Origin of the sequence: Streptomyces sp. NPDC001381 (assembly GCF_042895685.1) — a bacterium.
Classification (GTDB): Bacteria; Actinomycetota; Actinomycetes; order Streptomycetales; family Streptomycetaceae; genus Streptomyces.
Genome location: NZ_JBIAWO010000003.1, coordinates 454470 through 467525 on the forward strand (window position 1 = coordinate 454470; position 13056 = coordinate 467525).

The window sequence follows — 13056 nt, forward strand, 5'->3', positions numbered from 1 at the left end:
TCCTCAGACGTCGATGCGGGACATGCGGCGGATGAGGACGAAGCCGACGGCGTAGAGGCCGAAGGCGATGATCACGCAGGCCTGGCCGACGGCCGACCCCGTCATCCGGTCCAGCGTGCCGTCGTTGACGCTGTCCATGAGGAACAGGGCGCCGATGCCGAGGACCGGCACCGCGTAGGACGTCATGTTGACCTGGGACAGCTGTGTCCGTACCTCGCGCCGGGTCTCCTTCCGCTCCTCCAGTGTCTCGGTGAGGTTGCGCAGCGCGCCGACGACCTGACCGCCGGCGCGGTTGGAGAGGACCAGGGTGGTGACCAGGACGACGAGTTCACGGGAGGGGAGGCGGTCGGCGAGTTCGCCGAGGGCGTCGTCCATGGAGTGGCCGACCGCCAACTGGTTGGCCACCTTGCCCAGTTCCTCGCCGGCCGGGGCCTCCAGCTCCTCCGCCGCCATGCCGATCGCGGTGCGCAGGGCGAGGCCGGCGTGGGTGGCGTTGGCCAGGATGCGGGCCAGCTCGGGGAGTTGGTTGATGAACTTCTCGATGCGTTTCTGGCGCTGCCAGTTGAGGAACTGCAGGGCCGCCCACGCACCGAGCAGCCCGGCCAGCGGTCCGAAGAAGGGGGCCAGGGTGGCCTGTCCGATGAGCCACAGCCCCGCCACCGCGGCCAGCATGGCGACGAGGAACTCGCCGGGGGTGACGTCCAGACCGGTGGCCGCCAGTCTCCGTTCCAGCGTGCGGCCCGCCTTCGTGCGGCGCAGGCGCCGGTCCAGGTCGCGGAACCGGCGCCGGCGTCCGCTCGGAGGGGCCTGGCCGGTGTACGACAGGCGCTCCACGAGGGCGGCGCGCTGGGCGCGGCCCCTGGCGTAGACGTGCACGCCCGCGACGGCGAGGGCGAGGGCGAGCAGGGTCACGCCGGTGGTGAGGGCGATGAGGGTGTCGAGGTCCATTGCTGCTACCGGGCTTCCCTGGTCGTCAGTTCGAGTGCGTCACGGGCGACCCCGAACGCCTGCGGGATCGGCTGGCTCGCCATGTACAGGCGGTCGGCGGTACGGCGGGGGAGGGGGAAGTACTCGAAGGCGCCGGGGACACGGCCGTCGGCGGTCATCGGCTGGGCGTGGAAGCGGGCGGCGGTCGCCAGCCGGAAGGCTTCCGAGCCGTGGCTGTCGAGCACCGCGATCTCGGTGATGCGCCGGGCGCCGTCGGCGAAGCGGGTGAGCTGGACGATCACGTCGACCGCGCTGTTGATCTGGTCGTGGAGCGCGACGAACGGGATCTCCACGTCGGACATGGACGCCAGGGTCTGCAGCCGCATCAGCGCGTCCTCCGCGCTGTTGGCGTGGACGGTGGCCAGGGAGCCGTCGTGGCCCGTCGACATCGCCTGGAGCATGTCGAGCGACTCGCCGCCGCGGACCTCACCGACCACGATCCGGTCGGGGCGCATCCGCAGCGAGTTGCGCACCAGGTCGCGGATGGTGATCCGGCCGTTGCCCTCGACGTTCGGCGGGCGGGACTCCAGACGGACCACATGCGGCTGCTGGAGCTGGAGTTCCGCCGAGTCCTCGATGGTGATGATGCGTTCGCCCTCCGGGATGAGACCGGACAGGGCGTTCAGCAGGGTGGTCTTCCCGGTGCCGGTGGCGCCGGACACGATCACGTTGAACTTCGCCTGCACCAGGCCCGCCAGCAGGTACAGCATGGGCTCGTCGAGCGAGCCGAAGCCGATCAGTTCGTGCAGGGTGAAGGACCGCGGGAAGCGGCGGATGGTGAGGATCGGGCCGGTCAGGGACAGCGGCGGGATGATCACGTTGACGCGTTCGCCGGACGGCAGCCGCGCGTCCACCATCGGATTGGTCTCGTCGACCCGGCGGTTGACCGTCGAGACGATCCGTTCGATGGTCTGCATCAGCTGGTCGTTCGAGGCGAAGCGGAGGGGGAGCTGCTCGACCCGGCCGGCCCGCTCGACGAAGATCGCGTCCGGGCCGTTCACCATGATCTCGGTGATGGAGGCGTCCTCCAGGAGCGGCTCCAGGATGCCCAGCCCGAGCGCCTCGTCGACCACCCGCCGGATCAGCTGCGACCGTTCCACCGTCGACAGCACGGGGCCTTCGCGGCTGATGATGTGCCCGAGCACCCGCTCCAGGCGAGCCCGCCGCTCGGCGGCCGCCAGCGAGCTCATCTCGGCGAGGTCGATCTCCTCCAGCAGCTTGGCACGGTAGGAGGAGACCAAATGGCCTTCCTCGCCCCGGCCGCCCTGCTCCTCGGGGGAGGTGATGCGTGCCCGCAGACTCATGTCGGGTGCCTTTCCCTCAGTTCCCGGTGTGGTCCACCGGCATCGTGGCCGTCTTGCGGGCGGTGCCGAAGTTCCCGATGCCGGGGATGACGGACGGGATCCTGACCTCGGCGGTGACCTGGACCTCGTCGCCCAGGAAGGCGGGCGGGCAGCTCACGGACAGCCAGCTGCTCACCGCCCGGGCGCAGTCCCCCTGGGCGTCGCCGTCGAGGGAGGCGCTGCGGGCCCCGGTCCGGGCCGCCGTGCCCGCCTGCTGGGCGGCGTAGGCGATCAGGCCGAGCTGTACGGCACCCAGCGCGACCAGCAGCAGGAGGGGCAGGAACCCCAGGTACTCCAGGGCGACCTGGCCGCGGTCGCCGCGTCTGCGCAGTCCGTACGGCATCTCAGTCGCCGTCCTCTTCCTCGACGGCGCCCGCGTGGCCGCGCACCGTGAACGGGAAGTCGATCGCGCCCGGGAACAGGACGGGCACGCGCAGGGAGACCTCGGCGGTCACATAGCCGCTGCCGCCGCAGTTCACCACGGCGTTCCCCCTCCACGCGTCCCCCAGCTTGTCCAGGCCCGCCTGTCGGCAGGCCGCGTTCCGCGCCCCCGGGGGTGCCGCCGTGCCCGCCCGTACCGCCTCGTCGGCGGCGTTCCCCGCGAGCGTGAACGTGTACCCCACCAGTACGAACTGCCACACCAGGACCAGGGTCACGAGGATCAGCGGTGTCATGCCGAGGAACTCGATCGTGACCTGCCCCCGGTCGCCCTTCCCCGGGCTCCTCATCGGCCTCACTCCTTCCGCCGCCGGAACCCGACCGCCCCGCGGTCCCCGCCCCGCCCGCGCCCGCCCCGGCGCACGAGGGCCGTCTCGGGCGCCTTGACCAGCCCCAGCTCCCCCGCGAGCGCCCACAGGGCCTGCCGCACGGTCCCCTTGGCGTCGAGGACGTGGACGCGGCCGGCGTCGACCGCGACCTGGAGCTCCTTGAAGTTGGCGGGGATCGTGGTGGCGGCGACGGCCGTGCCGGTGATCTTCTGGACGAGCGGGGGCTGGATCTCCGTACCGCGGGTGTGGCGGTTGACGACGACGGTCGTCTCCTCGGCCTTGCGGACCTGGAGCCGGTCCCACATGCGGACGGTGCGTTTGGCGCCCCGGACGGCCACCACGTCCGGGGTGGTGACGAGCAGCGCCCGGTCGGCCGTCTCGACGGCTGCCGCGCCGGCTCCGCTGAGCTGGGCGCCGCAGTCGACGACGACGACCTCGTACCGCGAGCGCAGGGCGCTGATGATCTGGCGTACGGCGCGGTCGGTGACCTCCTCGCCGCGTTCGCCCTCGCCGGGGGCGAGGAGGAGGGCCAGGCCGGTCTCGTGGCGGAAGACGGCCTCGGCGAGGATGCGGGGCGAGATGTCGGCGATGGCGGCGAGGTCGACCACCGAGCGGCGGAACTGGACGTCCAGGTAGGAGGCGATGTCGCCGGTCTGCAGGTCGAGGTCGACGAGGGCGGTCTGGCGGCCGGACGCCTGGGCGGCGAGGGCGAGCTGGACGGCGGTGAGCGTCGTGCCGACGCCTCCCTTGGCGCCGCTGACGGTGACGACCGTGCCCCCCGCGCCGGTGAACACGTCCGCCCCGTGGCCGAGATGACGCCGTACGCCGACGGACCACTGGGCGACGGCCTGGACGCGGTTCGCCAGCTCCTCGTAGCTCAGGGGCAGGGTGACCAGGCCGCGCGCGCCGGAGTCCATGGCGGCCTGGAAGAGTCCGGGGCCGGCGTCCGTGGTGACGAGGATGACGCCGACTGCCGGGAAGCGCAGGGCGACCTCGCGGACCAGTTCCAGGGCCGGTACCGGGCCGATGCGTTCGTGGACGACGACGACCTCGGGGAGTTCGTCGACCGACTCGGCGGCGAGCCGGGCGAGGGTGTCGACGAGCTGGGTGGAGTCGGCGACCGGGGTGACCGGTTCGGCGTCCGGGAGCTGGCTCAGCAGGGTGGTGAGGGAGCGGACCGCGTCCGCGTCGCCGACGGCCGGGAGGATCCTCGTGGGCATGGGCGGCGGCCTCTCACTTGTCCGTGGCGAGTTCGTACGTACGGTCCTGGTCGGGGACCGTGACGTCGCCGCCGGGGGCCACGAGGGCGAGGCGGACCCGCTTGGCGAAGGACTCGGCGTAGGTGATGCGCTGGGCGTCGAGCGTGGACAGCGCGAAGGTGATGGGGACCGCCTCGGTGGCGGAGCGGTCGCGGTTGTTCTGGTCGGGTTCCAGGGCGGTCAGTTCGCCGACGTCGAGGACGCGCGCGTTGGTGACGATGATCTTCGACTGGTCGGGGTCGGTGTCCCGGGCGCCCTCGAAGGTGGCGTAGACGTTGACGGAGGAGCCCGGGGTGATCTTGCCCGCCACGCCCGTGGCCGAGTCGATCATGATGGCGACCTCCTGCTGGCCCGGGCGGAGGGCGGGCTGGTCGACGATCATGTCGCTCTGCAGGAGCGAGCCCTTCTTCAGGGTCGTCACGGCGATCTTGCCGCGGATCGCGGCGAGATCGGTGACGGCGTTCTCCGACAGCCACCGCTCGGGCATCTCGATCTTCTTGAACTGGCCCTCCCTGAGGGCCGTGTACGGCGCCACGTCGGACCGCAGCTCGTAGGCGGTGACCTCGGGGCCGACCTTGGAGTTCACGTCGTCGATGACGGAGAGGACGCCGGCGAAGGCACCGAGGGCGCACAACACCGACAGGAGCAGGAGAATCACGCCGCGGCGCTGACGGGAGTTCATGAACCGTGCAACCTCGTTGGGGGTCGGGTCGAGCGGGGAACGGAACGGGCGTTTCCTCAGCCGCCCGCCGTGAGGGCGCGGACGGAGCGGGCGGTGAGCTCGGAGGCGGGCGGCGGGGTGGCGGAGCAGAACACGCAGCGGTCCCCGATGACGTCGATCCCGCACCAGTGGCAGACGCCCTGCCGGACCGAGGCGACGAGCTGGTAGAGGACCGACAGGTCGGGCAGATAGGCGCAGAACTCGATCAGCTTCGGGGTCCCCCACCAGCCGGCGGACTCGGCGGGGGTCTCGGTCTCCCGCAGTCCCTGGACCCGCCAGGCGGGGGCGAGGGTGCCGGTGACCCAGTCGGACTGGAGCTGGCCGCGGCCGACGAGCATCCAGGTCCCGAACTCCGGCCCGGGAAGGGTGACGTCGGGAGCGGCCTTGACCAACTCCGCCTGCGGATGGGCGAGCACGCCGAACTGACTACCCGGAACCCATGACCTGGCATGCGACCTCAGGCCGACCACCGGAACGCGGTCGAGCCGGGCGACGGATCCGAGCAGCGCGCCGGCGTGGATGTAGTGGGTGAGCAGCCGGCCCGCCGAGGCGAGGACGCCGGGCCCCAGGTCGCAGGAGGCGAGCTGGCGCAGCTGGCGGGCGAGGACGGCGACCGCGAGCGGGGGCAGATCGGGCCGGAAGAGGGCGATGCGGTCGCTCTCCAGCAGGGAGCGGATGGTGTACAGCCTCTGCTCCACGGCCGGCGGGGTCGCCCGCGAGTACACGACGACGACATGTCCGTACTGCTCGACGAGCATCTGTACGGTGGTCAGGGCGCGGTCGAGCGGCATGCGGTCGAGGTCGGCGAGCACGGCGGCGGGCAGGGTCCGCTCGTCCTGCGGTGGCAGCGCCAGGTCGGCGCCGGTCACGGCAATGGCAGTTGGCACGCGCAGCTCCCCGATTCCCGCGGTCCGGCCCACCGGCGTTACTCCGGTGCACCGGGGTGACTTCATTGCGTGACTACCTCAGCACTGTAACCACGCCGTTGTGGCCGGAGAACAGCTTTCCGCAGCTGGTAAGGAACTGTTCTTCGCGCAAGTAGCGGCAAACCGGGGCAGGTTACGCACCCCTGAGCTCCCGTGTCCCTCCACCGGGCCTCCACAAGCGGACCCCTTGACAAGCGAATTGGTCTGGACCAACTTGTTGTCATGTCCCCACTTAAAAGATCGAAGAGATCGACACGGCCGGCGACGAGATCGGCGGCACGGTTCTGGTCGGGAGCGGTGACCGCCGCCCTCGCCCTGTCCCTGGCGGGCGCGGCTCAGGCGTCCGCCGCGGACGTCAACAACGCGAAGAACGCCGGCTTCGAGTCCGGTCTGACGAACTGGACCTGCTCGGCGGGCAGCGGTACGACGGTCTCCTCCCCCGTGCACGGCGGCGCGGCCGCGCTGAAGGCGACCCCGGCCGGGCAGGACAACGCCAGATGCACCCAGACGGTCGCGGTCAAACCCAACTCCACGTACACGCTGAGCGCCTGGGTCCAGGGCGGCTACAGCTACCTGGGCGTGACGGGCACCGGCACGACGGACGTGTCGACCTGGACGCCGGACTCCTCGTCCTGGAAACAGCTGCAGACCACCTTCACCACGGGCTCCTCCACCACCTCGGTGACGGTCTACACGCACGGCTGGTACGGCCAGCAGCCCTACTACGCGGACGACGTCTCGGTTCACGGCCCCGACGGCGGCGGGGGCGGCGACCCGGCCCCGACGGTCCCGTCCGCACCGGCCGGCCTGACCGTGTCCGGTACGACCTCGTCGTCGGTGTCCCTGGCCTGGTCCGGGGTGTCGAACGCGACGGGCTACAACGTCTACCGAGGCGGCACGCAGGTCGGTTCGGTGACCGGCACCTCGACGACCGTGACCGGACTCGCGGCGTCCACGGCGTACAGCTTCCAGGTGACGGCGACGAACGCGGCGGGCGAGTCGCCGAAGTCGACGGCGGTGACGGGGACGACCGCCGCCACCGGCGGCTCGGGCGGCACCCTCCCCCGGCACGCGGTGACGGGCTACTGGCAGAACTTCAACAACGGCGCGACCGTCCAGAGGATCTCGGACGTCCCCTCCCAGTACGACATCATCGCGGTGGCCTTCGCCGACGCGACGACGACACCGGGCGCGGTGACCTTCAACCTCGACTCGGCCGGCCTGGGCGGCTACACGGTGGACCAGTTCAAGGCCGACATCAGGGCGAAGCAGGCGGCCGGGAAGAAGGTGATCGTCTCGGTCGGCGGCCAGAACGGCACGGTGGCGGTGAACGACGCCACGTCGGCGGCGAACTTCGCGAACTCGGTGTACACGCTGATGCAGACGTACGGCTTCGACGGCGTCGACATCGACCTGGAGAACGGCCTCGACGCGACGTACATGACACAGGCGCTGCGGTCCCTGTCGTCGAAGGCCGGAACCGGCCTGATCCTGACGATGGCCCCGCAGACCATCGACATGCAGTCCACGTCCAACGCCTACTTCCGGACCGCGCTGAACGTGAAGGACATCCTCACGGTCGTCAACATGCAGTACTACAACAGCGGTTCGATGCTGGGCTGCGACGGCAAGGTGTACAGCCAGGGTTCCGTGGACTTCCTGACGGCACTGGCGTGCATCCAGCTGGAGGGCGGCCTGGCCCCGTCCCAGGTGGGCCTGGGCCTGCCGGCCTCGACGAGCGGCGCGGGCAGCGGCTACGTCTCGCCGTCCGTGGTGAACAACGCCCTGGACTGCCTGACCAGAGGCACGTCCTGCGGCTCCTTCAAGCCCTCCCGCACCTATCCCGACCTGCGCGGCGCGATGACCTGGTCCACGAACTGGGACGCGGCGGCGGGAAGCACCTGGTCGTCCACGGTGGGCCCCCACGTACACGCCCTGCCGTAACCCTCCGGCGGTCCGGCCCTCCCACCCGGACCGCCGGTTCACGAGGCGCCTCGCCGGGGCCGGGAAGCTGGTGCGTCACCGCGTGGCACGCTGTGGTGGGACAGGCCGCGGACGCCTCGCTGAGCATCTACCAGAACGGGCACAGAGTCGGGTACATCAAGCATGACGACGCCGACCCGGACTCGTTCGTGGTCTGTGACACGTACGCCAACGGGCACGGAGTGACGGGCAAGGTCTGGATCTGGCTCGCCAACCAGGTCAACGACTGGTACCTGCTGGCGTCGGCGGACGACGGCGGCGACGCCGGGTGCGACGGCTTCAACCTGGACATCAAGTCGAACCAGACCTACATGTGGGGCATCGAGCAGAACGGTGGCGGTCCCACCAAGGTGGACTATCTCTACGAGTAGTCCGTGGGGGAGTGGGCCGGCCGGTGGGGGACGGGGGATTTCGTGTTCCCCGTCCGCCGCCGGATTCCGGTGGGGATTTGTTTTCCCCGGGTCGTCAGCGGCGTCCGCGCAGCGCCCGTGCGCACCAGCCGATGACCGTCGCGTTGACCAGGGCGCCGAAGGCGATGGCGAGCAGGGACATCGTGAGGTGGTCGGGGAGGAGGAGCAGGACCAGGCTGGCGGGGGCCGTGGCGAGGAAGGGGATCACCGCCGCCATGGACTCGCCGGAGTCGTCCAGGGCCGTGACCACGAGGGCCCAGGTCAGCAGCACCGCACAGAGCGCGAGGTAGACGAGGGCGAAGACGTCGGTCAGGGCGTGGCGCAGGCGGTGGGAAAGGGCGGTACCCGTCACGGGGTGGCTCCTGGGTCGGTGGGTCAGAGGGGGGTGCCGGGCCGGTTCGGGCGGGCGAGGCCCAGGTCGTAGGCGAGGATGGTGGCCTGGACGCGGTCGCGCAGGCCCAGTTTGCGCAGCAGCGCGTTGACATGGGACTTGACGGTGCCGACCGTGATGCCCAACCGCTCGGCGATCTCGGCGTTGTTGAGACCGGACGCCACCAGGGCGAGGACGTTGCGCTGGCTGCCGGTCAGGCTGTCCAGTTCGCGGGAGGCGTTCCCGGCCGGCGTACCACCGTGCGTCCCGGCCGCGTAGTGGCCGATCAGGCGGCGCGTCGCCGACGGGGCCAGCACGCTCTCGCCCGCCGCCACCACCCGGATGCCCTGGAGGAGTTCGGCGGGGTGGACGTCCTTGAGGAGGAAGCCGGAGGCACCGGCACGCAGGGCGTCGAACACGTACGCGTCGAGGTCGAAGGTGGTCAGGACGAGCACCCGGGGCGCGTTCTCCCGCCCCGTGATGATGCGGGTGGCGGCGATGCCGTCCAGCACGGGCATCCGTACGTCCATGACGACCACGTCGGGGGACAGTTCCTCGGCCAGCCGCACCGCCGCCGCGCCGTCGCCGGCCTCGCCGACGACCGTCAGGTCCTCCTCGGCGTCGATCACGGCGGCGAATCCCGCCCGTACGATGCCCTGGTCGTCGACGACCAGCACCTTGAGACTCATCGTTCCCTCTCCTCGTCACCCTGCTCCGGACCCGGTGCGAGGGGCAGCCGGAGACCGACCGGGCCCGGTGCACCCGTGGTCAGGGTGCCGCCGAGCGCCGCGATGCGCGCCGCCAGCCGTTCCCGTACGGCGGGACGGGCGGCGGGCGGCACCCCGGTGGCGGTCAACGTCAACGTAGCGCCGTCCGAGTCGAGTTCGAGCACCGCGGGTTCCTCGCCGCCGGCCGCGAGCACGGTCTCGGCGGCATGGTAGGCGGCCAGGTCGACCGCCGTGGGCAGCCGCTCGGGCACCCGCTCGGTCAGCCGTATCTCCACGTCGCGGCCGGTGGCCCGGCACTGCGCGGCGAGCAGGTCGAGGGCCTGGAGGGTGGGCTGCGGGCGCAACGCGGGCCCCGTCTCGTTCTCCCGGACCGCGTCGAGCAGGGCCCGCATGGCGGCCAGCGCCTCGCGGGCGCGTTCGGCGGTCCCGTCGAGCCGGCCCGCCTCCGCCTGAGCGACCATGTCGGCGGTCCGCGCCAGGACGGTGGTCTCCAGTCCGGCGGCGATCCGGCGGCGCTCGGCCCACGCGTCCCGGACGGCCTCCTCGGTCCAGGCGGCGAGCCGTTCCTCCCGTGAGCCCCGGACGGCCCGCTCGCGCCGCCCGCGCAGGACCCCGCCCCACCAGGCCGCGCCGACCGCCAGGGCCGCCCCGGCCGTGGCGCACCCGGCGACCGCCCAGCCGGGGACCGCCGAGCCCCGGTCCAGGACGGCGGCCGTCACCGCTCCCGCGTGCACCGCCACCGCCACCGCGCCGGGGGCCACCGTCCCCGCGTGTCCCGCCATCGCGCCGGCCACCGCCGCCATCATCCCCGGCGGGCGGTCCCCGGCCGGGCAGGCACCGGCGGCCGTACGCCGGGCCGTGTGCGCGGCGAGCGCCGCGCAGGTGGCGAGCATGCTCAGCGCGGGCGGCAGGACGACCGGACCGGCGTACTCGCCCGCGGCCATCGCCACCGGCCAGAGCGCGGCCAGCGCGAACAGCGCGCCGAGGGCGGCGCGGGGTGCCCGGCGCAGCCACAGCAACGCGACCGCCTGGGCCGCCGCCAGCAGTGCGAAGAGCACGCCCGCGGACACCCGTGACCCGGCCGGCGTGGTCTCCGACCGGATCACCAGCACCGGGAGCAGCGGCTGCAGGACCAGGCCGACGGCGGCGACCACCTGCGCCGGGCGGTAGCCCCGGGGCGCGGCGCGCTCCACCGGGGCGGCGGTCCCGCCCGGCAGGGTCGCGCGCACCTCCCAGCCGCCGTCGGCCGTGGGGCCGCTGGTCAGGGTGCCGCCCGCCTCCCGTGCCCGGGACCGCAGGAAGCCCTGGCCGCGGCCACCGCCGAGGCCCGCGCCGTGCGCCGCCGCCCCGGCCGGCGGTGCCGCGCTGGTGACCACGACGTCCGTGCGGGTGTCCGTGTACCGCAGCAGCACCGTGGTGTCCGCGCCGGGGGCGTGCCGTGCCACGTTGGTCAGCGCCTCGCGCACGATGCCGTACGCCGCGTCCGCGACCACGCCGTCGGGCAGCGGGTCGATCTCGCAGTCCACGCGCGGGCCGAGGCGGCGGAATCCGGCGACCAGGTCGAGCAGCCGCTCCCGTGGCGAGGGCTGGTCCTCCCGCGAGGGGGCGGGCGCCCGCACCGAGCCGAGCGCACGGGTGACCTCGCGACCGGTCTCGGCCGCGAACTCCAGTGCTTCGGCGGCCAGTTCGGGGCGCCGCTCGCGCAGCCCGAGCGCCGCGCCCACGGTGACCACCACAGCCGTCAGATGGTGGGCGCTGACGTCGTGCAACTCCCTTTCCATACGCCGCCGTTCGACGGCCGGGAGGCGGTGGCGCTCGGCCTCGGCCCGCCGCAGGCGGTGTTCGGCCGCCCGGCGGGCGTGCCGGGTCCGCCGCACCAGCAGACCGGCACCGCACGCGGCGGCGTACAGCAGGGCGGTGAGGACGAGGTCGAGTCCGTCGCGGTCGCTGAGTCCGTGCAGGCTGAGGCCCTGCAGCAACTGCCACAGGGCGAGCGCCCCCACGCACAGCAGGGCGGTGAAGGTGTCGCGTTCGGTCGCCACGGTGTACAGCGCCAGGGCCACGCCCGCGGTGCCGAGGACCGCCATCGCCCCGGTGGGCAGCGGCCCGGCCCCGAGCGCGCAGGCCGCGGCGACCAGGACGAGGGTGGTGACCGGACGGGCGCGGCGGAGCGCGAGCGCGGCCGTCACCGGGCCGGCGACCAGGACCGCCACCAGCAGGGCGGTCGCGGGCGGCAGGGACCCCCGCAGCAGCGGGGCCCCGGGCCACACCGCGGCCTGGGCGCAGATCAGCAGGACCGGGAGCAGCCGGTCGTCGGTTCGTCTCATGACCGGCCCAGGCTATGGCCGCAGGTGAGCGGGCCGACTCCCGCTGGAGTCGGATCCCGTTCTCTTACCTGGGTTGCAGATCCTCCACCCGCGGTCAGAGCCGTCGATCGTCCCGCGGAGCGAGGACTTCGCCGGGGCCCCGGACCTAGGCTCGATCACATCGGGGAAGCGGCCGACCACCGCCTCCGCTCTCACATCGACCCAGGGGGATCTCCCATGTCCAAGCGCGTTCTCCTCTCGTCCCTGGCCGGAGCCCTCGCCCTCGGCGGGGTGGCGGCCGGAGGTCTCGCGATGGCCTCCGACGCCACGGAACCGTCCGTGCGGAACGGCTCGGCGCGCTATGCCGCGCCCTCGGACGCCGGCGCCGGCTCGCTCACCTTCTCCGCGGACGTCAGCGACGACTCCGGCGTGAAGAGCCTCAAGGTCGTGGCCTGGCCCGCGAGTTCGGAGCTGGACCCGACCGAGGAGGAGATGCGGCACGTGGACGGCGCCACGTGCGAGAGCACCTCGGGCGGGACGTCCCGCTGCACCTACACCCTGCGGGTCACGAAGGCGGAGGCCGCCGGCCCGGCCGAGGGCACCTGGTACGTCTCCGCCCTGGCGACGGCCAGGGACGGCGGCACGACGTTCGTGCCCCGCGCGGCCGCCTTCGAGGTCGCCGCCCGCTGACCCGTCTCCCGCCCCCGTCGCGGCCGGCCCCTTCCCCGAGGGCCCGGCCGCGTCGTCATCCCATCGGCCGGTAATACCCCAGCACCCAGGCCAGTTGCGCGAACCATCCCTGCAGCACCTCCCGGGGCCTGGCGTTCACGACGCATTCGTAGACCCTGCCGTCGAGATGGACCACGGCGACCATCAGCGCCTTGCCGTTGGGGCTCGCCTTGTAGTGGACGCTGCGGATCTCGGGCCAGGGGAACTCCACCGTGATGTCGTACATCTCGAAGGCGACGCCGGACACGTCGACGACGACCGAGTTGTGTTTGTCGACGGCGAGGAACTCCGGTCCGGGCCCGGCGGGTTGGGGTGGACCGGACGCGTACGGGGGCTGCCCCGGGGAGGGGTTCTGCGGTCCCGGCGCGTACGGGGCCGGTCCCGGCGCGTACGAGGGCGGACCCGGCGGGGGTGGGGGCGGTCCCGGCGCGTACGGGGGCGGCGGCGGTCCGAAGCCCGGCGGGACGGCCGGGGGCGGCGGCTGGTCTGTCACCCGGGCAACCTACCCGGCACCCCCTGTGATCCTG

Annotated in this window: 14 protein-coding genes; 3 read left to right on the forward strand and 11 right to left on the reverse strand. The window is 72.7% G+C overall.

The features are described from left to right. Positions 1 to 3 precede the first annotated feature (3 nt). The 7 genes from ACFY2L_RS15660 to ACFY2L_RS15690 are packed head-to-tail and all read right to left on the reverse strand — an operon-like array spanning position 4 to position 5964. Positions 4 to 948, reverse strand: coding sequence for a type II secretion system F family protein (locus ACFY2L_RS15660; RefSeq protein WP_390658434.1), 945 nt, complete (start codon positions 946 to 948; stop codon positions 4 to 6). Between the two features lie 5 nt (positions 949 to 953). Then, entirely contained in the window at positions 954 to 2291 is a 1338-nt protein-coding gene (locus ACFY2L_RS15665) for a CpaF family protein (RefSeq protein WP_390658433.1), read from the reverse strand. Positions 2292 to 2307: 16 nt separating this feature from the next. Beyond that, positions 2308 to 2673 (reverse strand): TadE/TadG family type IV pilus assembly protein, encoded by a 366-nt coding sequence (locus ACFY2L_RS15670; RefSeq protein WP_390822585.1) that lies wholly within the window; start codon positions 2671 to 2673, stop codon positions 2308 to 2310. 1 nt (position 2674) lies between these two features. After that, the gene (locus ACFY2L_RS15675) at positions 2675 to 3058 is read right to left on the reverse strand and encodes a TadE family protein (RefSeq protein ID WP_390822586.1); all 384 of its coding nucleotides are present in this window, start codon (positions 3056 to 3058) and stop codon (positions 2675 to 2677) included. Between the two features lie 5 nt (positions 3059 to 3063). Then, positions 3064 to 4317: a CpaE family protein gene (locus ACFY2L_RS15680; protein ID WP_390822587.1), complete on the reverse strand. Its 1254-nt coding sequence runs from the start codon at positions 4315 to 4317 to the stop codon at positions 3064 to 3066. A gap of 13 nt (positions 4318 to 4330) precedes the next feature. Further along, entirely contained in the window at positions 4331 to 5038 is a 708-nt protein-coding gene (gene cpaB, locus ACFY2L_RS15685; RefSeq protein WP_390658429.1) for a Flp pilus assembly protein CpaB, read from the reverse strand. A gap of 56 nt (positions 5039 to 5094) precedes the next feature. Beyond that, positions 5095 to 5964: a hypothetical protein gene (locus tag ACFY2L_RS15690; RefSeq protein ID WP_390822588.1), complete on the reverse strand. Its 870-nt coding sequence runs from the start codon at positions 5962 to 5964 to the stop codon at positions 5095 to 5097. Positions 5965 to 6225: 261 nt separating this feature from the next. Here ACFY2L_RS15690 and ACFY2L_RS15695 point away from each other — a divergent pair, with 261 nt between their 5' ends. Both ACFY2L_RS15695 and ACFY2L_RS15700 read left to right on the forward strand, forming a co-directional pair. After that, entirely contained in the window at positions 6226 to 7947 is a 1722-nt protein-coding gene (locus ACFY2L_RS15695; protein ID WP_390658427.1) for a chitinase, read from the forward strand. 95 nt (positions 7948 to 8042) lie between these two features. After that, a complete protein-coding gene (locus tag ACFY2L_RS15700) occupies positions 8043 to 8357 on the forward strand; it encodes a hypothetical protein (protein WP_390822589.1) in 315 nt (104 codons plus the stop codon). A 94-nt stretch (positions 8358 to 8451) separates the two neighbouring features. On the opposite strand, the gene ACFY2L_RS15705 is transcribed toward ACFY2L_RS15700, so the two are convergent. Genes ACFY2L_RS15705 through ACFY2L_RS15715 form a run of 3 tightly spaced genes read right to left on the reverse strand, consistent with a single transcriptional unit; the run spans position 8452 to position 11821 of the window. Beyond that, entirely contained in the window at positions 8452 to 8748 is a 297-nt protein-coding gene (locus ACFY2L_RS15705; RefSeq protein ID WP_390822590.1) for an SCO4225 family membrane protein, read from the reverse strand. A 23-nt stretch (positions 8749 to 8771) separates the two neighbouring features. Next, positions 8772 to 9455 carry a response regulator gene (locus ACFY2L_RS15710; RefSeq protein ID WP_390658417.1) on the reverse strand — a complete coding sequence of 228 codons (684 nt, stop codon included), beginning with the start codon at positions 9453 to 9455 and terminating at the stop codon, positions 8772 to 8774. After that, complete coding sequence (locus tag ACFY2L_RS15715) at positions 9452 to 11821, reverse strand: histidine kinase (protein WP_390822591.1); 2370 nt, start codon at positions 11819 to 11821, stop codon at positions 9452 to 9454. The genes ACFY2L_RS15710 and ACFY2L_RS15715 overlap by 4 nt, the downstream gene beginning before the upstream one ends. Before the next feature lie 216 nt (positions 11822 to 12037). Here ACFY2L_RS15715 and ACFY2L_RS15720 point away from each other — a divergent pair, with 216 nt between their 5' ends. Next, positions 12038 to 12490 (forward strand): DUF5707 domain-containing protein, encoded by a 453-nt coding sequence (locus ACFY2L_RS15720; RefSeq protein WP_390658415.1) that lies wholly within the window; start codon positions 12038 to 12040, stop codon positions 12488 to 12490. Between the two features lie 55 nt (positions 12491 to 12545). Here ACFY2L_RS15720 and ACFY2L_RS15725 read toward each other — a convergent pair whose 3' ends face one another. Continuing rightward, positions 12546 to 13022 (reverse strand): hypothetical protein, encoded by a 477-nt coding sequence (locus tag ACFY2L_RS15725; RefSeq protein WP_390822592.1) that lies wholly within the window; start codon positions 13020 to 13022, stop codon positions 12546 to 12548. Positions 13023 to 13056 lie beyond the last annotated feature (34 nt).

Excerpts from the sequence above, each read along its gene's own strand:
- ACFY2L_RS15695 (WP_390658427.1), top strand. The coding sequence starts at position 6,226 with ATGTCCCCACTTAAAAGATCGAAGAGATCGACACGGCCGGCGACGAGA.
- ACFY2L_RS15665 (WP_390658433.1), bottom strand. The coding sequence starts at position 2,291 with ATGAGTCTGCGGGCACGCATCACCTCCCCCGAGGAGCAGGGCGGCCGG.
- ACFY2L_RS15670 (WP_390822585.1), bottom strand. The coding sequence starts at position 2,673 with ATGCCGTACGGACTGCGCAGACGCGGCGACCGCGGCCAGGTCGCCCTG.
- ACFY2L_RS15660 (WP_390658434.1), bottom strand. The coding sequence starts at position 948 with ATGGACCTCGACACCCTCATCGCCCTCACCACCGGCGTGACCCTGCTC.
- ACFY2L_RS15675 (WP_390822586.1), bottom strand. The coding sequence starts at position 3,058 with ATGAGGAGCCCGGGGAAGGGCGACCGGGGGCAGGTCACGATCGAGTTC.
- cpaB (WP_390658429.1), bottom strand. The coding sequence starts at position 5,038 with ATGAACTCCCGTCAGCGCCGCGGCGTGATTCTCCTGCTCCTGTCGGTG.
- ACFY2L_RS15720 (WP_390658415.1), top strand. The coding sequence starts at position 12,038 with ATGTCCAAGCGCGTTCTCCTCTCGTCCCTGGCCGGAGCCCTCGCCCTC.
- ACFY2L_RS15715 (WP_390822591.1), bottom strand. The coding sequence starts at position 11,821 with ATGAGACGAACCGACGACCGGCTGCTCCCGGTCCTGCTGATCTGCGCC.
- ACFY2L_RS15710 (WP_390658417.1), bottom strand. The coding sequence starts at position 9,455 with ATGAGTCTCAAGGTGCTGGTCGTCGACGACCAGGGCATCGTACGGGCG.
- ACFY2L_RS15680 (WP_390822587.1), bottom strand. The coding sequence starts at position 4,317 with ATGCCCACGAGGATCCTCCCGGCCGTCGGCGACGCGGACGCGGTCCGC.